Raw genomic sequence first — 23588 nt, 5'->3', positions numbered from 1 at the left:
GGGTCACGCTCCTATCAGGCTTTGCCCGCACACACGCACGACCTGGCCTGTCACGCCCGCCGAGCCGGGATGCGCAAGCCAGGTGATGGTCTGCGCGACGTCGGCGGGCTGGCCGCCCTGGCTCATCGAATTCATCCGCCGGCCGGCTTCGCGCAGCGCGAGTGGCATCTTTGCGGTCATCTGCGTTTCGATGAAGCCGGGCGCGACCGCGTTGATCGTGATGCGACGTGCGGCCAGATACGGCGCCATGCCCTGCACGCGGCCGATCACGCCCGCTTTCGATGCCGCGTAGTTGGTCTGTCCCATGTTTCCCGCGATGCCGCTGATCGACGATACACAGACAATGCGCCCGCCGTCGCGCAGCGTGCCCGCTTCGAGCAGCGCGTCGTCGATGCGCTCCTGCGCCGACAGATTGATGTCGATCACGCTGCGCCACGCCGCTTCCGTCATCTTCGCGATGGTTTTGTCTTTCGTGATGCCCGCGTTGTGTACGAACACGTCGACGCCGAGTTCGTCGAGCGCTGCGGCGATCTGCGCGGGCGTCTCAGGCGCGGCGATGTCCAGCGCGAGCGCCGTGCCGCCGAGCGGGCGCAGGGTGGCGTCGAGCGCGTCGGTGGCGCTGGGAATGTCGATGCCGATCACATGTGCGCCTTGCGCTGCGAGCACGTTCGCAATCGCCGCGCCGATGCCGCGCGCGGCACCCGTCACGACGGCGCGCTGGCCGGCGAGCGGCTGGGTCCAGTCGAAGTCGGGGCCGAAGTGCTGCGCGATTCCGCCGGGCGCCGCGCCGATCCGCACGACCTGGCCCGACACGTACGCTGAACGCGGCGACAGAAAGAAGCGCAACGTCGATTCGATGCCGCTTTCGGCGCCTTGTGACACATAGATCAGATTGGCCGCGATGCCGCGCCGCGCTTCCTTGCCGAGCGAGCGCGTCACGCCTTCGAGCGCGCGCTGTGCCGTCCACTGGCGCGGGCTGACGCACGCTTCGGGCGGGCGGCCGAGCACGACGATCCGGCCGCATTTGTCGAGCGAGCGCAGCGCGTCGTGAAAGAACGCGTAGAGCGACTCTAGTTGCGCGCTGCTTTCGATGCCGCTCGCATCGAACACGAGCGCCCGCACGCGCGCCTGCGAGCCGGTTGCGGGATCGGCGGGTTCGAAGCGGCCCGTCATCAGCCCGTGGCGGTTCGCGAGCGGCACCCACAGGCCCGCGCTGGCATGCGCGACGCTCGTCATGCCGATATGCGCGACGACATCGGCGAGCGCGTCGAGCAATTGCGGCGCCGGCCCCGCACCGACGGCGACGATGCCGTCGAATTCCGGCGCATCGGCGCGGTAGCGGCGCAGTACCTCGGGCTTCGGCAAACCGAGCGAACGCGCGACCCGCGCGCCCAGCGGCGAATTGACGAAGTTCAGGTAGGAATCGTTCACGTTATTGGCTCCTGGCTCCCGGACCGGCGGATGAACGACAGTGTGCATGGAGCGCGTGACTTGCCGCAAGTTGGGGGACGGATTTGCGAGGGCGGGGTGTCTGCATGGGCATGTTGCGGTGCGTTGCGCGGAGCCGATTCTGTCACGTGCCAGCCGCGCCGCTGTCGTGGCAGCCGCGCCGCAGCCGGAAGCTTCAGCCCTGGCCGGTCAGGTTTCGATCGCGCGCACGGGAAGACGCATCGCGGCGATCTTGCCGTAGGCGTCCGCGCTGGCCCGCAAGCCCCATTTTTCGAAGAACGGACGCAGGTCGTTGCCGGATACCATGCACATCGCCATCACGAACTGGTCTACCTTTTCCGCCTCGGATACGTCGTAAGGCAGAGGATGCTCGCGGTAATACCGGAACAGCCGGGTGAAGAGATCCCAGCCGTAGGCGTGCTTCAGCTGATCGAACATCACGAGCCGCACGAATGTCAGCTCCTCGTATTTGCCGCCCGGGTCCGATACGTAGTTGCGCGCCGCGCGGGCCAGATAATCGCGCGCCCGCTCGCGGGGCGTGATGCCGTCATATTCGGGCTCGTCCAGCCGGTTGGGCTCGCCCAGCTTCTCCTGCACATACAGCGAGAACAGGTTGACGGAGACTTCGGCCAGCGTTTCCCATGTCCAGGAGTCCTGCTGGTGCGTATGTCCGACCTCATGCCAGATAGCCCATTCACTGCGCAGACGCGCCGGGTCGGTCAGATCGGCCGTGTTGCCTGCGAACATGCCGATGAATTGATCGGTGGCGTACATGTACACGCCTGTTCTTTCCTTGGGCGAGGTGCGGAAGTCGACCACGAAGTGCTCGCGCAGCGGCGTGCGCGCGTCGGCCGGTTTTGTGTCGTCGAATCCTGCCAGCGCATCCTGCATCGCCAGCACCTGCCCGATGGCCGCCAGAGTGGCCGATGGGTCGGCGATGGGCGCGTGCCGGTACACGCCGCGTGGCAACGTGATCATGCTGTGCTGGCCGACGAGCTGAACGAACGGCGCGTCCGCGTAGTTGTCCAGTTGCGCCCGCCAGTCGGCCATGCTCGTGCGGCCTTGCACGAAGAGGGGCAAGGGCTTGCCATCCGCGACCGATACATCGACTTCAGTCGACATGGCGGGCTTGCCGCCCGGCGAGGTGATCCTGATGAATAGCGGACCGTTCTGCCTGGCGACGAAGCGGTTGTTACCGTTGCTCAGCGGCGCCGCCTGCTGACCCGTCGACTTTCCGTACATAGGGCGGAAGCCGACCATTGCGCTCGCACGATACGCATTTGGCATGCCGCTGATGTTCACGCGCACAGTCTCGCCCTTGCGCACGTAGCGACCCGTGGGTTGCTGATCCGACAGTTTCATGATGGTGTTCATGCGTTTCATCTCGGCTTCGGCCGAGGGTAGCGGCGTGAATGAATAGCGTCCCGACCGGTTGTCGAAATTGGCAGCGGACGCTGCCGAGGCGATAAAGACAAGGCCGACAAGTGTTGGAATCCTTAGCATCTGTATGTCCCTTATTCGAGTTGTTTTTGGAATGCTAATGGATTGGCGATGAAAGCAGGGTGTTTGCGGGTCGCCGCCCTGCAGTAACCATCAAAACGATGCGCGGCGAATCGAGCTGATGGGTCACGCGGCCAGTTCCATCGCCTTGTCGAGCGCTTCCTTGCGCCGTTGCAGATCGGCGAGCAGGCCGAAGTCCGCGGGAAAATCGTCGACCTTTACGACTTCTGCGCCATAACGCGCGTAGTCGTCGAGCACCTTGCGCTCGTCCTCGTCGATCAGCCCGCGCTGCTGCGCCGCTTCCGTCCATTCGGCGAGGTCGGCGAGGCTTTGCGGAATCGGCTCGATGCGGCCACGTTTGATCGCTTCGCGCAAGCGCTGCTCGAGATGTGCGACCTGCGGCGTCAGCGCAAAGGCCAGCTCGCCGTAGCCGATCGCGTCGACACTGGCGTGCGGCACGTACGAATCGGCGAGCAGCCGGTCGCGCGTGTCGCCCGGCGTCTGCATCAGCTCGGCGATCGCGCTGCCGAGCGCATCGGACGGCGCGCGATGCGGCAGGCCGAACGGAAACGCGAGCACCCGCACGAGCCCTGCGGCGAAGCGGTTCGGATAGTTTTGCAGCACGCCGTCCAGCGCAATTTGCGCGCGATACAGTGCATCTTCGACGCCCCATTGCACGAGCGCCAGATCGCTGCCTTGACGGCCTTCGTCTTCGAAGCGCTTGAGCGTCGCGGAGATCAGATAAAGCTGCGACAGCACGTCGCCCAGGCGCGCCGAGATACGCTCGCGCCGCTTCAGTTCGCCGCCGAGCACGAGCATCGACACGTCGGCGAGCAGTGCAAAGATGGTAGAAAGCCGCGTCGCCGCGCGGTAGTAGCGCGCGAGCGGCGCGTGCGCGCGCTGCGGCTTCGCGATCAGCGCGCCGCCCGTCACGCCATGCACGAAACTGCGCACCGCATTCGACAGCGTGAAACTCATATGCCCGAAGAACGCGTCGTCGAAATCGCGCAGCGCTTTTGCGCGATCGGGCTCGCGCGTCGCGGCCATTTCCTTGAGCACATACGGATGGCAGCGGATCGCGCCCTGACCGAAGATGATCAGGCAGCGCGTGAGGATATTCGCGCCTTCGACGGTGATGGAAATGGGCACCTGCTGGTACGCGCGCGCGAGAAAGTTCGACGGCCCCATGCAGATGCCTTTGCCCGCGACGACATCCATGCCGTCGTCGATTACCTCGCGGTTGCGTTCGGTGATGTGGTACTTCGAGATCGCCGAAATCACCGACGGCTTTTCGCCGAGATCGACGGCCTGAGCGGACAGGCGGCGCGCGGCGTCCATCACGTAGAGGTTGCCGCCCATGCGGCCGAGCGCTTCCTGCACGCCCTCGAACTTGCCGATCGCCGTGCGGAACTGCCGCCGCACGGCCGCATACGCGCCGACGCCGCGCACCGCGAGCTTCGACATCCCAACGTTCGACGACGGCAGCGAAATCGCGCGGCCAGCCGCGAGGCATTCCATCAGCATGCGCCAGCCATTGCCGACCTGCGCGCGTCCGCCGATCACCCAGTCGAGCGGGATGAACACGTCGTTGCCCCAGTTCGGGCCATTCTGGAACACGGCATTGAGCGGCCAGTGACGGCGGCCGATGTGTACGCCCGGATGGCGGGTCGGAATCAGCGCGCAGGTGATGCCCGGTTCGTCATCGCTGCCGAGCAGATGGTCGGGATCGAGCGCGCGAAACGCGAGGCCGAGCACCGTCGCGATCGGCCCGAGCGTGATGTAACGCTTGTTCCACGTGACGCGAAAGCCGAGCGTCTCGCGCCCCTCGAACGTGCTCTTGCAGACGATGCCGACATCGGGAATCGCGGCCGCGTCGGAGCCTGCGTACGGGCTCGTCAGCGCGAAGCAGGGGATCTCGTCTCCGCGCGCGAGACGCGGCAGATAGTGGTTCTTCTGCGCGTCGGTGCCGTAGTGCAGCAGCAGTTCGGCTGGGCCTAGCGAGTTGGGCACCATCACGGAGACGGCGGCCGCCGAGCAGCGCGTCGAAAGCTTCATGATGACCTGCGAATGCGCGTAGGCGCCGAAACCTTTGCCGCCGTACTGCTTCGGGATGATCATCCCGAGAAAGCCTTTGTCCTTCACGAACTGCCACGCTTGCGGCGACAGGTCCTGCCAGATGGCCGTGGTTTCCCAGTCGTTCGCGAGGTCGCAGAGTTGCTCGCACTCGTTGTCGAGGAAAGCCTGTTCCTCGACCGACAGCCTGGCAGGGCCGTAGCCGAGCAGCGTGTCCCAATTCGGGCGTCCGGAGAAGAGCGAGGCGTCCCACCAGACGGTGCCCGCTTCGATAGCGTCGCGCTCGGTCGGCGACATGTCGGGCAGGATCTTGCGGAACAGGTCGAGCACCCGCGCGCTGAGCCACGTGCGGCGCAGCGGTTTGAGCGTCAGCACCAGCGTGGGAAGGACGAACACGATCGAGAGCAGGATCGTCGCCGTCACACCGGCTGCGCCCGTCACGAAGGCGGCGGCGACCCACACGACGAGGAACGCGAGCCACCACGAGGCCCGCGCCTGCACATAGACGAGCGCCGCAGCGGCGACGATCAGCGCAACGATGAACCACGTCATGGCGATCCCTCCTTTTCGATTTTTAAGGGCGAGCGCAGCTTGCGATGTATTCGAGTTGTCTGGTGCGGGGCGAGCGCCCGCTCTTATCCATTGCAGCCAGTGTGCCCGCCGCCCCGAGCGGCGCGTCTAATGCGGTTCAGGACAGGCGTGGTGTCGTTTGATTTGAAGCGCAGGCACCTGTGATAGTGCCTGCGCGTTTGCCGCAGCGGGCGTCAGCTATGCGTCGCGTAGTATGTGCCGCAATTGCGCGTTTCGGACTGCCGGTCCGCTTGCGCCGGTTGCGCTGGTTGCGCGAATGACCCTAGGCCGGTGCGATGGACCGCGTCTGTCGATGGTTGCTGCTGCGGTGCTTGCGGCGTCGATTGGGTCTGCGGCTCCGAGGCCGTCTGCGATCCGTCCTGTGCCGCCTGCCGAACCGCATCGCACGCGATGTCGGCGCTGCCCGCATCGCCGAGCACGGAGGCGAACACGGCGAGCTGGCTCGCGTCGGGCAGCGGCGCTTTCAGCGCGGACACGATCAGCGACGCGAGCCGCGCGATCAGCTGCAGGTCGTTCATCGACTTGCCTTGCGAGAACTCGTTGAGCAGGCTGTCGGTATCGGCGCCTGCCAGCACGCCGGAGAGCGCGCCGATCGCGAAGTGCAGCCGCCAGCCGAGTTCCTCGCGCGGCAGATGCGGCAGCGCGCGCTGGAACGCCTCGAAAAAGCGCACGGCGACGGACGCGTAGTGAGCATTCAGGAAATCTCGGATGAACGGCGACGGATCGGTGTAGGCGCGGCCCAGCAGCCGCAGGAACGCCTTGCCGCCGATCCGCGTGTCGCGCGAGACGCGCAGCGCCGGAATGAACATCGCGCCCAGCACGTGCTCGCAGGTCAGACGCGCGCCGAGCATCGTGTCGAAACGGTCGAGCAGCTTGAGGCGCTCCTGATTCAGCAGATCGAGGCGGCGCGACAGCATCGCGTGCATCAGCGCTTCCTTGCTGCCGAAGTGGTAGTTGACGGCGGCCAGATTGACCTCCGCCTTCGACGTGATCTGCCGCAGCGACATCGCTTCATAACCGCATTCGATGAAGAGCGTCTCGGCGGCATCGAGGATGCGCGATTTCGTGTCGCCGGCCTGGCGGCTCGTTGTCCGTGTCGTCATTTATGTCTCCCTTTGTCGGCTCTCACCGGCCTAAACAATCGATTCAAATCGAAATTTGAAACGTGCGTTCTTTTTCAGGATAAGAATGCAGTCGGTGATCGGGCAAGAGGTGAGTGTCGATAAATCCCTCTAAAAGTGCCCGACCGCGCGTGCCCTCGAAGACGACGTGGACAAAAAAGGCCGCTCCGAAACGAATCGGAGCGGCCTCGTATCTGCTGCATTGGCCCGGGCGCCGCGGCGCCCTTATGTTGGGTGTGCGGTGCGTGTGCTCAATGCACCGTCGCCGCGACCTGTTCGGCAGATTGGGTCATATCTATGCCGCGCCGTTCGCGGCTGAACAGGATAAAGACGGCGATTACGACGGCGACGATGCCGATCACCGTCGCCATCACGGTCGCGTAGTCGTTGCCGTGCGCTTCGGCGATGCCCGCCTGGAGCGGCCCGTTCACCGACGCGATCAGGTTGCCCAGCTGGTACACGAGGCCAGGAAAGGTCGCGCGAATTTCATCCGGCGAGATTTCGTTCAGATGCACGGGAATCACGCCCCACGCGCCTTGCACCGAAATCTGCATCAGGAATGCGCCCGCCGCGAGCAGCACGGGCGTCGACGAGAACGCCCACAGCGGCAGCACGGGCAGCGCGATCAGCGCGGCGAAGCAGATCGCGCGTTTGCGGCCGATCTTCTCGGACAGCGCACCGAAAAACAGGCCGCCGCAGATCGCGCCGATATTCAGCACGATCGTGATCCATTGGACGGTATGGGCGTCGTGGTTGTGCTGCACGCGCAGGAAGGTCGGATACAGATCCTGTGAGCCGTGCGAGAAGAAGTTGAACGCCGTCATCAGGATGATTGCGTAGACGGACAGTTTCCAGTTCTGCTTGAGCGTGGCCACGAGGCCGGGGCGGGTCTTCTTTTCGAGCGTCTTGAACGCGGGCGACTCGGGCACGTGCGCGCGGATGTACAGCACGAGCAACGCGGGCAGCACGCCGACGAAGAACATGCCGCGCCAGCCGATGTACTGGTACAGCTGCCCGAACACGAGCCCCGCGAGCAGATAGCCGCTCGGATAGCCCGCCTGCAGCAGGCCGGAAACGAAGCCGCGTGCTTTGGGCGGCACGGTTTCCATCGTCAGCGCGCCGCCGACGCCCCATTCGCCGCCCATCGCGATGCCGAACAGGGCGCGCAGCACGAGCAGTGTAGTGAGATTCGGCGAGAGGCCGGACAACAACTCCAGCAGCGAAAAGCACGCGATGTTGACCATCAGCGTGGGGCGGCGACCGAACTTGTCGGCGAGGTAGCCGAAGATGAGCGCGCCGACGGGCCGCATCATCAGGGTCAACATGATGGCGAACGAAACCGATTTGATATCGGTGCCGAATTCGCTTGCGATATCTTTCAGAACGAAAACCATCAGAAAGAAATCGAATGCGTCCAGAGTCCAGCCTAAATATGCCGCGATCGTGACGTTTCTCTGTTCCCGAGTCCAGCTCATTTCAATTGTTCTCCTGTCGATCGGAGTTGGCGCTTTAGCGCTTACTCTGATTTCATGCAACCTGGTTGCGGTCTCCAATGGTTCGTGCCATTCAATAAGCGGTGAAAGGCCTGGGATGGCACGGCGTGCCCCGTAGCTGAAGGCTTCGACGAGTGTACGCCGACCATTAAGCGGTTGCATGAAACAAGCCTGCTTTGTCAGTGCTAATCCCTAGATAATCGTTTTCGGAATGCGCAATAATGTTTGGCGAATGTAATTAATGTATTGATTCCGATTGAATATGGTTTGTGATTCGTAATTTACGGGAATAACAATTGCTGCCTTCTTTCGCTTCGCAGAGGCTGGCTTTAAAGCCGCGCACGCTAGCCGATCTCGACGATTGCATCGCGATGGATCGTGATCCTGACGTCACGCGGCATGTCGAAGGTCCGTGGCATGAGCCGGATGCGCATCGACGGTTTGTTTTGGATCGCATCACCCGCGCGTATCCGGATGGACTCGGCTACTGGTCGATTCTCGAACGCGACGCGCCCGCGCGATTTGTCGGCTGGGTGCTGCTGATTCCAGAAGACGCGCATGGGCCGGAGGTCGAGATCGGCTGGCGGCTCGTGCGCGAAGCGTGGGGCAGGGGGATTGCCAGCGAGGCGGCGCGTATCGTTGTCGCGCATGCGTTTGGCACGGTTGGGCTGGAGTCGGTGGTTGCGGGTATCGCCGAGGGCAATGTCGCTTCGCAGCGCGTCGCGCAGAAGCTGGGGATGGAGCGCGAGGGAAATGTGGACGGATATGTCCGGTTCAGGCTGGCGCGCGCTGACTTGAGCAGTTGTTGTGCAAGCTGATGCGATGTCCGTGCAGTATGCAGTATGAACACGCGGGTCGTTCTGTTGCGGATCGAGCCCGCATGAGACTGACCAGAAACAAAAAACCCCGCAGGCTTATCGCTTTGCGGGGTGATTTGTTTAGCTTAAGAGAGTGGTGCCCAGGAGAGGACTCGAACCTCCACGGTGTTGCCACCGCTAGGACCTGAACCTAGTGCGTCTACCAATTCCGCCACCTGGGCACGTCTCAAGCTAGACCGCTATTTTAACGAGAAGATTCTGCGTGTCAATCGGTATTTTGAAAGCGCTTCATCTTTTCGTCAGGTTGTTCGCGCATCAAATGACTCGACGATCAACCGTTACTGCAACTTCCTGCGTTGCTTCCTCGCGACCGTAAAGCCGCCGCGAAGCGCAATGCACTCACAACAATGAAAAACCGCCCGAAGGCGGCTTTTCATTTGAATCTTGGTGCCCAAGAGAGGACTCGAACCTCCACGGTGTTGCCACCGCTAGGACCTGAACCTAGTGCGTCTACCAATTTCGCCACCTGGGCAAGGTGCGTTTGAAGCAGAGACCGAGATTATAGCGGGTCGAAGAAGCGTGTCAAGCATTTCGCGAAAACATTCGCACGACGGCCGCGACGCACGCTCACGAGCACCGTGTGCGTCGCGCAATCGCCCGCCGGGCGGCGCGTAGCGGGCGAGACGGGTGTTAGAATCGCCGCAGTAGCAGGCTGGCGCGGGGCATCCGTCTGTGGTCCGCGTGACGGGTCGGCGGGGTCTCAGTCGAGGCCTCGCTTAGGGCCGCATTTGCGGCCGCACGGTTGTCGACGGTCAGAGAGCAGTCGCAGTCAACGAAGTCACAAGAGCAGCAGTTGCAGTTCAAGTTCAGTTAGAGCAGCGTCACCATCCGCCGACGTCCACGCAACGAGAACAATCATCGACAAGCCCTTGAGCAAATATCCGTATCCGATTCCAAGCCGCGAAGAAATCCTCGGCGTGCTGCGCACGAGTGAAACGCCGCTTGCAGCGAACGACATCGCCGAAGCGCTGTCGATCAAGCGCCAGGAGCGCGAAGGGTTTTTCAAGCGCCTTGCCGCAATGGAGCGTGATGGCCAGATCAGACTCGATCAGCGCGGCCATTATCAGCTGACTCATCCGTCGAACTTCGTCGCGGGCCGCGTGCAGGGCCATCGCGACGGGTATGGCTTTCTGATTCGCGACGACGGCCAGGACGACCTGTTCCTGCCGACGGGCGAAATGCAGAAAGTCATGCACAACGATCGCGTGCTGGCGCGCATCGTCGGCTATGACCGGCGCGGGCGCCCCGAAGGCCATATCGTCGAGGTGACGGACCGCGCGAACAAGCGCGTGATCGGCCGGCTGTTGAACGAGAACGGCGCGCTGATCGTCGCGCCCGAAGAGAAGCGCATCGGCCACGACATCCTGATCACGCAGAACACGAAGAAGGCGAAGGTCGGGCAAGTGGTGGTCGTCGAGCTGACGGACTTTCCGAGCCGCCATTCGCAGCCGCTGGGGCGCGTGGTCGAGGTGCTCGGCGATATCGACGATCCCGGCATGGAAATCGAAATCGCGGTGCGCAAGTACGGCGTGCCGCACGAGTTCAGCCAGGCCGCCCTCGACGCTGCCGCGAAGCTGCCCGACGAAGTGCGGCCGGTCGACATGAAGCACCGCGTCGACCTGCGCGACGTGCCGCTCGTCACGATCGACGGCGAAGATGCGCGCGACTTCGACGACGCCGTTTACTGCGAGCCGGTGAAGGTCGGGCGCGGCGACGGTTTCCGGCTGATCGTCGCGATCGCCGACGTGTCGCATTACGTGCTGCCCGACGGCGGCCTCGATGTCGATGCGATCGAGCGCAGCACGTCGGTGTATTTCCCGCGCCGCGTGATTCCCATGCTGCCGGAGAAGCTGTCGAACGGTCTCTGTTCGCTCAATCCGAACGTGGACCGCTGCGTGCTCGTGTGCGACATGGTCATCACCGCGCGCGGCGAGATCAAGGCGTATCAGTTCTATCCGGGCGTCATGCATTCGGCCGCGCGTCTCACGTACACGGAAGTCGCGGCCGTGCTGACCAACACGAAGGGTCCGGAAGCAACGCGCCGTGCCGCTTTGCTGCCGCAACTGCAGAATCTGTATGGCGTCTACAAGTCGCTCTTCGCCGCGCGCCAGAAGCGCGGTGCGATCGACTTCGATACGACGGAGACGTACATCGTCTGCAACGCGCAAGGCAAGATCGAGCAGATCGTGCCGCGTCATCGCAACGAAGCGCACAAGCTGATCGAGGAATGCATGCTGGCCGCGAACGTGTGCGCGGCCGACTTCATGAAGCGCAACAAGCATCCGGGTCTATACCGCGTACACGCGGGACCGACGGCGGAGCGCCTCGAAAACCTGCGCACGTTCCTGCGCGGCATGGGCCTGACGCTCGGCGGCGGCGACACGCCGCATGCAAGCGACTACGCCGCGCTGATGGCGCACATCCGCGATCGTCCCGACGCGCAGATGCTGCAGACCATGTTGCTTCGCTCGATGCAGCAGGCCGTCTACAGCCCGGACAATATCGGCCACTTCGGTCTTGCGTATGAAGCGTATGCGCACTTCACGAGCCCGATTCGCCGCTATCCCGACCTGCTGACGCACCGCGCGATCTACGCGATCCTGCAGGGCCGCAAGTACGAGCCGCAGGCACCGCACGGCGTCGAGCTGAATACGGCGCTGTCGCCGCGTGCCCGCGCGTTGCAGGCGGAAGACGAGAAGCGCGGCAATCGCCCCGAGCGCGGCCGTCCGAACACGGCGATCTGGGAAGAACTCGGCCTGCATTGCTCGGCGAACGAGCGTCGCGCGGACGAAGCATCGCGCGACGTCGAGGCGTGGCTCAAGTGCTACTTCATGCGCGACAAGCTCGGCGAAGAGTATGGCGGCATGGTGAGCGGCGTGACGTCGTTCGGCATCTTCGTGCAACTCGACGCGCTGTTTATCGAAGGGCTCGTACACGTAACGGAGCTCGGCTCGGACTACTTCCAGTACGACGAGATCAAGAACGAGCTGCGCGGCGAGCGCACGGGCATCCGTTATCGTTTGTCGGATCGCGTGCGGGTGCAGGTGAGCCGCGTCGATCTCGACGCGCGCAAGATCGATTTCCGTCTGGTGCGCGACACGCCCGTGAAGTCGCAGTCGCATCGCGCGGCTTCTTTGGACAAGGCGAGCGATGTCGGCGGCCCGCGCGTGCGTTCCATCGACCGCGCGACGCAGGTCGACGGCGCGCGGCGCAAGAAGGCTGCGCCCGCGCAGACGGCTGCCGTGAAGGAAGCGCGCACGGCGCGCAAGGCGGCGGCGTCGAAGAAGCGCGCGGCGTCGAAGTCGACTGCGAAGCCGGTCCACAAGAAGCGTTGATTCTGTATTAACGCCGCGCGCGCTTCATGCGTGTACGGCGCTCATTCTCATCGGGCGCGCGCTGACTGGTTCGATTGGTTCAGTCAGGCGCGCTCATTCAAAGGTTGTTCTAGTCATGTCACGTCTCAAGGTTCTCTACGGTTTTCATGCGGTGACGGCACGCTTGCGTCACGATTCATCGACGGTCGAAGAAATCTATTACGACCAGAGCCGCCGCGATCGCCGGATGAACGAGTTTCTGGCCGTGGCGAAAGAGGCGGGAGTCCGCCTGATTGCCGCCGACGAGACGCGGCTGTGGGGGCTTGCGCATACGGAGCGGCACCAGGGCGTAGTGGCGCGTGCGGGCGATCTGCCTTTGGCGCAGAACCTTGCCGAACTGCTCGATGGTGTTCAGGGGCCGGCATTGTTGCTGGTGCTTGATGGGATTACGGATCCGCACAATCTCGGCGCGTGTTTGCGGGTTGCCGATGCGGCGGGCGCGCATGCTGTGATTGCGCCGCGTGACCGGGCGGTGGGTTTGAATGCCACGGCGGCGAAGGTGGCCAGCGGTGCGGCTGATACTGTGCCGTATATCACTGTGACTAATCTCGCTCGCGCGTTGCGGGAGTTGAAGGATGCAGGGGTTTGGGTCGTTGGCACGGCCGGGGAGGCGACGGCGTCGCTGTATGAGACGAAGCTCGATGGGCCTGTTGCGATTGTTGTGGGTGCCGAAGGGGAAGGGATGCGGAGGCTTACCCGCGATACGTGTGATGAGGTGATGAATATTCCTATGGCTGGGTCTGTTGAAAGCCTCAACGTTTCTGTTGCCTCAGGCGTTTGTCTTTTTGAAGCCGTGCGGCAGAGGGGTGTTAAGAAGTAGGTTTTTTTGTCTGCGACGGTGGGTGGTCCGCTTTGCTTTGCTTTGCTTTGCTTTGCGTTGCGCTGGCATCCGCGCTTTGTTAGCGTGCTTCAAGCGTCGCCCCTGTGCGGGGCGGCACCTACTTTTCTTTGCCGCCGCAAAGAAAAGTAGGCAAAAGAAAGCGGCTAACACCGCCAGTTCTTGTGTTTGCCTGAGGGCCCCCAACGGGTCTTACGCTTCACACGGCGGCGTCTCCGTTCAGCGTATGTTGCCAACGCTCCGAATGAGCGCCTCACCCGCTTCAAATACCCGTACACGTGCTAGCGGCAGCGAATGGTATGTGCCGCCCAGGTGGCAAACTGTGTGTAGGTTGTCGCGTCGTATAGCTTGGCGCTCTTACATGGAGGCACGCGCTATCGGTCCGAAGTGAGGCGCGCGAGGCACTACGGCCTACACACAGTTTGCCACCTGGGCGGCCCTGGAATATCTGGCAAGGCATGCTGAAACGCGGGGGCGTGAAGCGGGTGAGGCGCACTTCAAGAGCGCTGGCAACGAACTTGAATCGAGAAGATGCCGCGTGAAGTAAGGGACCGGTTGGGGTCCCTCAGGTAGGAAGAAAAGTTGGCGGTGTTAGCCGCTTTCTTTTGCCTACTTTTCTTTGCGGCGGCAAAGAAAAGTAGGTGCCGCCCCGCACAGGGGCAACGCATGCGAACCAGAGACGCAACGCGGATGCCAGCGCAAAGGCAAAAAGACCAAACGGTGCAACCCGCGCCGCGAAGGCAAAACCCGCAAAGAGCCAGGAACCGAACGAGCCCCAACAGCGATGAAACCCACCTCAATCCTCCTGGCACCGCTAGCGCTAGCAGCAACACTACTAACAGCCTGCACCCCGACCATCATCCACCACACCACCTACTACACAGACACATCTCACACAGCGCAATACCAGGACACCCGCATCCGCTTCCTCGTGATGCACTACACCGAGATCGACGAAAAACAGTCGCTAGACGTTCTAACGCATGAACAGGTCAGCGCCCACTACGTCATCCCCGATCATCCAAAAGAAAAAAACGGCGAACCGATCATCTGGCAACTGGTGCCCGAATCACAACGCGCCTGGCACGCAGGCCTCAGTTCCTGGCAAGGCACAACAGAACTGAACGCTGCCTCGATCGGCATCGAAAACGTGAACCTCGGCCCCATCGACACACCGCAGGGCCGCACCTGGCAACCCTATCCGCCGGAGCAGGTGAACGCGATGATCCGCCTCGCAAAAGACATCGTCACGCGATACAACATTCCGCCGACGCGCATCGTCGGCCATAGCGACATCGCGCCGCAGCGCAAGATCGACCCGGGCCCGCTCTTCCCGTGGAAGCAACTCTACGATGCAGGCGTCGGCGCCTGGCCCGACGATGCAACCATCGCAAAAGAACTCGCAGGCCGCGATCCGCATGCGCCCACCGACGTCCGCGCGCTCCAGCAAAAGCTCGCACGCTACGGCTATGAAGTCGCGACGGACGGCGTGCTCAACGACAGCACGCGCCGCGTGTTCGCCGCGTTCCAGATGCATTTCCGTCCCGCCGATTACTCGGGTAATCCCGATGCGCAAACCGATGCGATCGCTCAGGCGCTGCTCGACAAGTACACGCAGGCTGCCCCGCCAGAACCGGCACGGCCCGCGCCATGAACGGCAAGCGCACGCGCAACATGCGCAATAAATCCGGCCCCGCGCCTCGACTCCGGTAAACTTGCATTTTTCCGCTTGCCCTGGCATTTCTCATCATGACTCAAGACGAACTCAAGCAACTGGTCGGCCAAGCCGCCGCCGACTACGTGATCGCAAACGTGCCCGAAGGCGCCATCATCGGCGTCGGCACCGGCTCGACGGCGAACTGCTTCATCGACGCGCTCGCCGCCCACAAGTCGCGCTATCGCGGCGCGGTGTCCAGCTCGGTCGCAACGACGGCGCGCCTGCAATCGCACGGCATCCAGGTGTTCGATCTGAACGACATCGAATCGCTGCCCGTCTATGTCGACGGCGCCGATGAAATCGATCACGGCGGCGCAATGATCAAGGGCGGCGGCGGCGCGCTGACGCGCGAGAAAATCGTCGCGTCGGTGTCGGAGAAGTTCGTGTGCATCGCGGACGCGAGCAAGGTCGTCGACGTGCTCGGCCAGTTTCCGCTCCCCATCGAAGTCGTACCGATGGCGCGCACGGCAATCGGCCGCCGCGTGACGGCGATGGGCGGCGTGCCCGTCGTGCGCGTGACGAAGGACGGCTCGCCGTTCATCACCGACAACGGCAACGAGATCCTCGACGTCAAGGGCCTGCGCATCAGCGATCCGCGTACGGTCGAAACGCACATCAACGCGTGGCCGGGTGTCGTGACGGTGGGCCTGTTCGCAACGCGCGGCGCGGATCTCTGCCTGCTCGGCACGGCGAACGGCGTCGAGACGATCGACTACGCGAAACGCTGACGACTTCAGCCGCCGGTGCGCGTGAGCGCAGCGCTACCGCGCCGGCGGCCCTCGCGTCGTGCCATCGTACTGACGACGCGACGCGATATCAGGACGGCCCGCAAGGCTGCTCCGATGTTCTTCCTTCCAATGAAAGCGGTCCACGTCGGACAGTCGGACTGCATCCATTCCGTCAGACTTGCGTTGTCCTGAATCGCCAGCGGTATCCCGAGTATGCGGGTTGGCGAGCGACGACAACACGGCGCGAAAACGTCTCTCACCTCATTTCGCATCCGGGTATACGCGCGCCTTCTTCGACGTGCGTCGATTCTTCCGCAAGTAGTTAAGATTACGAATCGAAAGTACGGCAGATGCGCCGACCAAAGAGCGCGCGCGCGTTCGCGAGCGCTGCCCGAATGGATCGTAGTGAGCTTGAACCTAAGCATATGTGCGCTCGCGCACACTACGCGCACACGCTCCGCAGACAGAAGATCAATAGACGTGCTCGTGCCATCACGCGCGGATCGCTGTGACGTTTCGCATGCATACGACTCTCTACAAGCGCTACGGTTCGAGCACGACAGAGAGACGTTGCTGCGTGAACCGTCTGACAACACGACGAAGCCCAGACACACGACTAACGCTCGTCGCAGATCTCTTCGAATCGCAGAGTCGCAGAACATTTCTCGCTCTTGATAATCATCTCGCAGCGATTTCAACCCTTCAAACACGCGTTGCGTGCGCTCGCGCACGCAACGCGCAAAGTTGTTGCCGCATCTAATCGGGTTGCACCGAAGGCGCATCCGACGATCGCGAATCGTTGGTGGGATTGCGCACGGAATCGCTGCTGCCATCCCCGTACCTTATCGATGTGATTTGCGCATTACCTGCCCGCATCGATGGCAGACGGCGACATCACAGGGGACCGCGCAAAGTGGGCGGCCCGCAAAGCGAAAGCGGGAACGTGCAGCAGCAAACGGGCACAGCAGGGTGGCTGCCGGACACGATGGCTTTCGCGATGCGAGCGACGACTATGCGAACAGCGGCGGCTAAACATCGACCATTGAACACGCGACGCAGTGGGGTAGGGACATGTCCGAGCTGGTGCATCGTGCGATCGATATCGCGCTAATCGTGCTGGGCGCTTTTGGCGCACTGCACTTGAACCTGAACCTCAACGTGGCCGCAGTGGGTCCGGCACATCAGCTCGACCCAACGCTCGTCGCGTTCGTCGCGGCGCTAGCGTTATCGGTGTTTCCAGCGTGTGGAACCTATCCGCCGCGAGGGCGGCATCCCGTCGTGAGCGTCGCCGGCCGGACGGCATTTGCATGGCTCGCCGTGCAGCTCTGCGGGCTTGCCTTGCTCTACGCGATTCATCGCGACAACCTGATTTCCATGCCGTGGTTCATCTACTGGACACTGACCACGGGCATTTCGCTGCTCGCCTCGCATACGCTTTTCTTCGCGGAATTCAGCGTCGCCCGCCAGGCCACCGCATGGCTCAGGCGCGAGGACACGGACCTCGATCTGGTCGAAACCGAACCGCATACGGGCTCGGTCAGGCATGCCGTCAAGCGGGTCTTCGACGTCACGGTCGGCCTGACGATGATCCTGGCGCTGCTGCCCTTGCTCGCGCTGATTGCGCTGGTCGTGAAGTTGGACGGCGGTCCGTCGATCTACGGCCATACACGCGTGGGCCGCAATGGCGAAAAGTTTCGCTGCCTCAAGTTCCGCTCGATGGTGGTCAATTCGCAGCAGGTACTCGAAGAGTTGCTCGCGAGCGATCCCGTGGCGCGCGCCGAGTGGGACCGCGAGTTCAAGCTCAAGAATGATGTGCGGGTGACGCGCATCGGCCACTTCCTGCGCCGCACGAGCCTCGACGAACTGCCGCAGCTATGGAACGTCGTGCGCGGCGAGATGAGCCTGGTCGGCCCGCGTCCGATCGTTGCCCAGGAACTGGAGCGCTATGGCGCCAACAGCAAGTACTACCTGATGGCGACGCCCGGCATCACCGGTCTCTGGCAGGTGAGCGGGCGCTGCGAAACCGATTACGCCACGCGGGTGTCGCTCGACGTCACTTACGTGAAGAACTGGTCGTTGCACAGCGACATCGGCATTCTCTTCAAGACGATCCTTGTTGTGATCAAGGGGAACGGCGCTTACTGACTTTGCGGAGATTGAGGTCTGAACGTCGCTCGTGGCACGAGGCGACACGGGCATGGGCATGTACGAGAGGGCATCACCAGGCATCGTGGAATGAGTAGCACCCGGCCCGTATTCGCTGCGCACGGTACGCAGCGGGACAGCCAACACGCAACAGGGGGTTTGACCATGCAACTCAACCGAGTTTGCGAGAAATGGAAGACACAGGCGCGCACCGCGCGCCTGTGTTCGTGGTGGCGAACGGTTCGCTCGCGTGTGAGGCTCGACCTTGCACGCGCAATCCGTTTGGTCGCATCTGGATGGGCGGCGCCCGCAGCCGCGGCTGTGCTGCTGTCGGGATGCGCGCTGTCGCCGGGGATGACATTCAGGGGTATGCCTTCGGGCAACACCGTTGGGGCGGCGGGTGCCGCGCAGACCGCGGCAGGCCGCGCAGGTTCGCAGGATGCGACGGGCGGCGATCGCGCACCCACGGGTTCGCTCGTCGAAATCACCGATGACCTGGTCGCGAAGCAGCAAGAGGAACGGCCAACAGGCGTGTCGGCCAATGTGCGTAATCTGTTCGCAAAGGCGGAGCCCTATGTGATCGGGCCGGGTGACGTCCTCAGCATCGTCGTGTGGGATCACCCGGAACTCAGCATGCCGGCGGCAACGACGGGAGGCGGACCGAGCACGTCGGGCGCCCCTGCCGTCGCGCCGGGCTATACAGTGGATACGAATGGCTTCATCCAGTACGCCTATATCGGGCCCATCAAGGTTCAGGGGCTCTCGGAAATGGGCGTGCGGGACATGCTCACCGCCAGGCTGGCCCGCTACGTCAGGCAGCCGCAGATGACGGTGCGCGTCGAGACTTACCGTAGCAAGCGCGTCTATCTCGACGGCGAAGTGAAAACGCCGGGCGTGCAGGTGCTCAACGACGTGGCGATGACGCTTCCCGAAGCGATCAACCGGGCAGGCGGTTTTACCGACAAGTCGGATCGATCGAAAGTATCTTTGACGCGCGGCGACGAGACGGTGCTTGTCGATATGCCGGACATGATCCGCAACAACGTGAACCCGGACCGGATCATCCTGCGCGATGGCGACCTGGTCCGTGTTTACGCGGCGAACGACAGCAAGGTCTTTGTGATTGGTGAAGTCCAGCGTCCCGGCGGGCTCCCGTTCAACAACGGGCGCATGACGTTGAACCAGGCGCTGGGCGACGCGGGCGGCATCAGCCAGACTTCCGGCGACGCGTCGCAGGTATACGTCGTGCGTGGCCGCGAGGTGAGCAACCGCGTGGTCTACCACCTCGACGCGACCTCGGCATCCGCGATGGCAACGGCCGACTCGTTCGAACTCAAGCCGAACGATGTCGTGTTCGTCGACGCTTCCGCGCTCGTCAAGTGGAGCCGCGTCATTGGTCTGATCCTGCCGGCCACTCAGGCGGCGTCGGCGACCCGGGCACTCGGCTACTGATAGTTGTATATCCATGCACGTGCCCGGCGCGCTCGCGGGCACCGACGGAGAGATAGATTGAAACAGCGTGAATATCTGCTAGAGGGGTCGGTCGACGACGGCGTATTGCCGCCGGAGGGCGGGTACGTCGGCAAGCTTCTCGATACCCTTTATGAAGGCCGCAAGACCATCGTCATCATTGCGGCGCTCTTTACACTCGTGGGCCTCGTCTACGCGATGCTCGCGCGCCCCGTCTATCAGGCGGACATGCTCATCCACGTGGAGGATAGCGATGGCGCCGCGAAAAACGCACTAGCCGATGTGTCGTCGATGTTCGCGGTGAAGACGGCGGCCTCGGCGGAGATCGAAGTGCTGCGCTCGCGGATGGTCGTCTCGCGTGCGGTCGAAGCCACGCAGCTTTATATCAACGCGTCGCCGCGCTATTTCCCGGTGGTGGGCCGGTGGATCGCGACGCACCTGAACGTGTCGAGCTGGTCAGGCCGTGGCGGCTACGCGTGGGGCGACGAGGCGATCACCGTGGCGCACTTCGACGTACCCGACCGGCTGCACGGGGCGAAATTCATCGTCACGCTGAAAGGCAATGGCGCGTACACGCTCGTACACAATGGCATGGACCTGCCCGGCCGGGTCGGCGAGACGCTGCATGTCGAGGTGCCGGGCGGCGCGATCGACCTGCTGGTGAGCGCAATCGACGGACACCCCGGCGTCACCTTCGAGCTGTCACGCTCGTCCGCGCTTGCGGCGACCCTCGATCTGCAAAGCAGGCTGATGATCTCCGAGAAGGGCAAGGAGTCGTCGGTGATCGGCGCGGCACTGGAAGGCGGCGACCCGGTGAAGACGAGCGTGATCCTGAATGCGATCGGCAACGAGTACATGCGCCAGAAAGTGCAGCGCACGCAGGAGGAAGCCGAGAAGTCGATTGCGTTCCTCAACCAGCAATTGCCGGAGTTGAAGGCGACGCTCGAAAGGGCCGAAGAGGAATACAACCAGTTCCGTTCGGAGCACGGTGCGGTCGATCTGGGCGCGGAAGCCTCGGCCTTGCTGCAGAGCTCGGCGCAGGCGCAAAACCGCATTGCCGAGTTGCGGCAGCAGCGCGCCCAGCTCGACGCGCGCTACATGCCCGACAATCCCGCGCTGATTGCGATGAACGGGCAGCTGGAGGAGGCCGAGAAGGCGATGGCCGAACTGGCCGTGCAGACCAAGCGGCTGCCGCCCCTCGAGCAGAGCGTGCTGCGGCTGCAACGCGAAGTCCAGGTCGACACGAACATCTACACGAACCTGTTGAACACCAAGGAGCAGTTGCGTCTGGCCAAGGCGGGCAAAGTCTCGAATGCACGTCTGATCGACAGCGCTGCCGTGCCGGAGGGCCCGATCCGGCCCAAGCGCGCGCTGATCGTGGTGGCGGGTTCGCTCACGGGTCTGTTCGTCGGCGCGGGGCTCGTGCTGTTCAAGCGCAGGATGAATAGCGGTATCGCGATGGTCGACGAAATCGAGGCGGGCGCGGGTCTGCACGTCTATGCCTCCGTGCCGCGCAGCCGCGTGCAGCAAATGCTCACACGGCGTCTGCCGGAGGGCCTGCCAGGTACGTGCAGCGTGCTGGCGCGCACGGCGTCGTTCGATTCGGCTGTCGAGAGTCTGCGCAGCTTCCGGGGTGCGCTCGAGTTCGCGTTGCGCGATGCGCCCAACCACGTCGTCTTGCTCGCCGGCCCGACGCCGATGGTGGGCAAGTCGTTTGTGTCGGTGAATCTGGCGGCGCTGCTGGGTTCGTCGGGCCACCGTGTGCTGCTCATCGACACGGACCTGCGGCGCGGCACGCTGAACGCCCACGTAGGCGTGCGTGCGAGCCCGGGTATCACGGACATCATGCAGGGCGCACACTACGATGCCGTGGTGCATCGGAGCATCATGCCGGGTGTCGACTTCGTCGCGAACGGCGGCTATGTGACCAATGCGGCCGAGCTGCTTCGGCATCGCAACTTCGCGCGCTTTGTTGAATGGGCCGACAGCGAATACGACGTCGTTCTGATGGACGCGCCGCCTATTCTGCCAGTTGCCGATCCAGGCATCGTCGCCCATCTGGCGGGCATGGTGTTCCTGGTTGCGCGCCAGGGTGTGACGAGCGTATCGGAGCTGCGCGAATCGGTGCGCCGTTTTGAACAGATCGGTGTGCCGATCCGCGGTGTCGTCTTCAACGACATGACGTCGCGGCCCGGCAAGTACGGCAGCGAATATGCCGCCTATGGCTACGCGAGCTACAGCAATACGGGCGGCGACGCAGCGGGCGGAACCTGAACGCAGAAGCCCGGTGGTGTCATGGGCAACTCGCAACTCGCACTACGCTCGCTGGGTGCTGCACCGGGGGCAATCGGGTCGGCGCTCGCGCGCGAGGCCACACGGGCGATGGCGATCGATGACCGATCGAAGTACCGCTCGCGGAAGTTCATCTTGAGCATCTGCGATTGGGTATCGTAGGTGCTAAAGGAAAGTCACCCCAGCCATCTGTTTGCGTCATCGACCAGTGCCAGTCGAGATGGTGCAAACGCTGCTTCCCGATTCCGACGACGTGTCGCATCCCCGGGCGGTCCGGGAGGTGCCGGCGCCGCCGTTCACCAGAGGCGCAGCCCGCACACCGGGATACGCCGATCCTCTCGAACCTGGGCAGATCGCTCGCCGGCGTGGAGTTCAGCACGCCTCGCGCTCACGACGTCATGCCTGTAACTGGGGTAATCGACATTGCATTGCTTGCCGCGGGCGACGGTGCGCTCTCGTTCCTTGAAGGCCGCACAATCCTGTCTCAGCTGAGCCCGCTGGGGATTTCGCGCGAAACGCATGTCCGGGCAGGAGGATAACGGCGTGCGCTATCTTAGGTTTCTTCCCAACGTGCTCTGAAAAGATGAGATGCGATGTGTTCAACCCGCCAAATGGGTGAGCGGCAAACATCTTCCGACTGCGCACTGATCCTGCACTGATTGTGCGCGCTTCGCGGGTCAGCGTGTGTCCTGGTTGACAGGCACATTGCGCGCCGTCGGGTCATCGGCGGTCATGAGGGTGTGGTTGAAGCCTGCCAGGCTGGCTCCGCGCAACCGTATGGCCGGTACGCTCTGCAAGAGCCGGCGTGCGCTCCTGTGCAGCGGCCTGTCGACGAACCAGTAGAGTGCTCCGCCCACGGCTGTCGCCACGATGATGATCCCCGTCACCGCGACGGGCCCGGTGGCGTCAACGCCATCGATCGCCGACGTCAGTAGCTTGCGCGCGGCTTCGACGCAGTACGGATGGCTAAGGTAGATGGCGTAACTGGCGTCGCCGACGAATATCGCCCCTTTGGTGAGCGGGCCTGAGCCCATCGTCGATTCGAGACTCAGGCTGCAAGCGACCAGCAGGAAAGCCGGAACGCCGAAATACAGCAGGTGTGAGTCCGACAGGGCGTTCCAGCTCACGTATGCCATCCACGTGTAGGCCGCGACTGCTATGCCCCCGGCAAGCGCTGGCTTGATCCGCAGCCCGCGGTTCCACAGCCGGTAAACCACGAAGCCCAGCGGAAATTCGAAGATGCGCTGTAACGAATAGAATTCTGCAATCGCACCATGTGAACGGGATGCATTCGCCGCGACAAATATCACGAGGATCAGCGCCGACGCGAACAGCAGCCGGTAGCGGCGCATCAGCATCAGCGAAATGGCCGCGACCACGTAGAACATCATCTCGTAGTTCAGCGTCCAGCCGACAAACAACATCGGGAAGATAAAGCCACTCTCCTTGCGATAGGGAATGAAAAGCAGCGACTTCAGCAGGTTTCCGAAGGAAGCTGTGGTCGAGTTGAACAGGGAAGGCGCGATGAGCGTGCCGGCGAGCACCACAAGCGTGAGCACCCAGTAGAGCGGCACGATTCGGGCGATGCGGTCAGAGAGGAAGCGCTGTGCGGTGATGTGGGGGCTGTCCAGCACGAGCGCGATGACGAAACCGCTCAGCACGAAAAATATGTCGACACCGAATTCTCCGAGCGCGTGCCCCGTCGGCACCATGATGTGATAGAAGATGACGTTTGTGGCGGCAACGCCTCGCAACACGGTAAGAGACTGTAGCTTGTTCATGTGTGGGGCGCGATTTGCGCGTTTGCCAATGCCAGCCGGAGCGGATGCTCTGCGATTCCGCGATTATTCTGACATTGCAAGGGCGCACGTGAGTGGCAGTTTCGTGTGTGACCGTACGCAATCCGGTAATTTTTTGAA

The 23588-nt window shown here is 63.1% G+C and carries 14 protein-coding genes and 2 tRNA genes; 8 read left to right on the top strand and 8 right to left on the bottom strand.

The window, feature by feature from the left end; translation table 11 throughout:
- Positions 1–3: 3 nt before the first annotated feature.
- From BLT65_RS13145 to BLT65_RS13125, 5 genes are all read right to left on the bottom strand, one after another.
- Positions 4–1431 (bottom strand): 3-oxoacyl-ACP reductase, encoded by a 1428-nt coding sequence (locus BLT65_RS13145; protein WP_091778295.1) that lies wholly within the window; start codon positions 1429–1431, stop codon positions 4–6.
- A 207-nt stretch (positions 1432–1638) separates the two neighbouring features.
- Positions 1639–2823 carry a M60 family metallopeptidase gene (locus BLT65_RS13140; RefSeq protein ID WP_244186494.1) on the bottom strand — a complete coding sequence of 395 codons (1185 nt, stop codon included), beginning with the start codon at positions 2821–2823 and terminating at the stop codon, positions 1639–1641.
- A gap of 252 nt (positions 2824–3075) precedes the next feature.
- Positions 3076–5574 (bottom strand): acyl-CoA dehydrogenase, encoded by a 2499-nt coding sequence (locus BLT65_RS13135; RefSeq protein WP_091778291.1) that lies wholly within the window; start codon positions 5572–5574, stop codon positions 3076–3078.
- Between the two features lie 212 nt (positions 5575–5786).
- A complete protein-coding gene (locus BLT65_RS13130) occupies positions 5787–6716 on the bottom strand; it encodes a TetR/AcrR family transcriptional regulator (protein ID WP_091778289.1) in 930 nt (309 codons plus the stop codon).
- A gap of 269 nt (positions 6717–6985) precedes the next feature.
- The gene (locus BLT65_RS13125) at positions 6986–8209 is read right to left on the bottom strand and encodes an MFS transporter (protein WP_091778287.1); all 1224 of its coding nucleotides are present in this window, start codon (positions 8207–8209) and stop codon (positions 6986–6988) included.
- 314 nt (positions 8210–8523) lie between these two features.
- On the opposite strand from BLT65_RS13125, the gene BLT65_RS13120 reads away from it, so the two are divergent.
- Complete coding sequence (locus BLT65_RS13120; RefSeq protein WP_091778285.1) at positions 8524–9045, top strand: GNAT family N-acetyltransferase; 522 nt, start codon at positions 8524–8526, stop codon at positions 9043–9045.
- 134 nt (positions 9046–9179) lie between these two features.
- On the opposite strand, the gene BLT65_RS13115 is transcribed toward BLT65_RS13120, so the two are convergent.
- Positions 9180–9266 (bottom strand) — tRNA-Leu (locus BLT65_RS13115).
- A 224-nt stretch (positions 9267–9490) separates the two neighbouring features.
- Positions 9491–9577: transfer RNA gene (locus BLT65_RS13110), tRNA-Leu, on the bottom strand.
- Between the two features lie 397 nt (positions 9578–9974).
- On the opposite strand from BLT65_RS13110, the gene rnr reads away from it, so the two are divergent.
- From rnr to BLT65_RS13075, 7 genes are all read left to right on the top strand, one after another.
- A complete protein-coding gene (gene rnr, locus BLT65_RS13105) occupies positions 9975–12440 on the top strand; it encodes a ribonuclease R (protein ID WP_091778283.1) in 2466 nt (821 codons plus the stop codon).
- Between the two features lie 115 nt (positions 12441–12555).
- Positions 12556–13299 carry a 23S rRNA (guanosine(2251)-2'-O)-methyltransferase RlmB gene (gene rlmB, locus BLT65_RS13100; protein ID WP_007587372.1) on the top strand — a complete coding sequence of 248 codons (744 nt, stop codon included), beginning with the start codon at positions 12556–12558 and terminating at the stop codon, positions 13297–13299.
- A gap of 802 nt (positions 13300–14101) precedes the next feature.
- The gene (locus BLT65_RS13095) at positions 14102–14971 is read left to right on the top strand and encodes an N-acetylmuramoyl-L-alanine amidase (protein WP_091778281.1); all 870 of its coding nucleotides are present in this window, start codon (positions 14102–14104) and stop codon (positions 14969–14971) included.
- A gap of 95 nt (positions 14972–15066) precedes the next feature.
- Positions 15067–15762: a ribose-5-phosphate isomerase RpiA gene (gene rpiA, locus BLT65_RS13090; RefSeq protein WP_042310048.1), complete on the top strand. Its 696-nt coding sequence runs from the start codon at positions 15067–15069 to the stop codon at positions 15760–15762.
- 1071 nt (positions 15763–16833) lie between these two features.
- The gene (locus tag BLT65_RS13085) at positions 16834–17907 is read left to right on the top strand and encodes a sugar transferase (RefSeq protein ID WP_091778279.1); all 1074 of its coding nucleotides are present in this window, start codon (positions 16834–16836) and stop codon (positions 17905–17907) included.
- A 165-nt stretch (positions 17908–18072) separates the two neighbouring features.
- Positions 18073–19359 (top strand): polysaccharide biosynthesis/export family protein, encoded by a 1287-nt coding sequence (locus tag BLT65_RS13080; RefSeq protein ID WP_091778277.1) that lies wholly within the window; start codon positions 18073–18075, stop codon positions 19357–19359.
- A 57-nt stretch (positions 19360–19416) separates the two neighbouring features.
- Complete coding sequence (locus BLT65_RS13075; protein ID WP_091778275.1) at positions 19417–21651, top strand: GNVR domain-containing protein; 2235 nt, start codon at positions 19417–19419, stop codon at positions 21649–21651.
- A gap of 695 nt (positions 21652–22346) precedes the next feature.
- Here BLT65_RS13075 and BLT65_RS13070 read toward each other — a convergent pair.
- The gene (locus BLT65_RS13070) at positions 22347–23450 is read right to left on the bottom strand and encodes an acyltransferase family protein (protein ID WP_091778273.1); all 1104 of its coding nucleotides are present in this window, start codon (positions 23448–23450) and stop codon (positions 22347–22349) included.
- Positions 23451–23588 lie beyond the last annotated feature (138 nt).

The organism is Paraburkholderia steynii, assembly GCF_900100565.1.
GTDB classification, from domain to species: domain Bacteria; phylum Pseudomonadota; class Gammaproteobacteria; order Burkholderiales; family Burkholderiaceae; genus Paraburkholderia; species Paraburkholderia terrae.
This window is presented reverse-complemented; position numbering and strand designations above follow the sequence as displayed.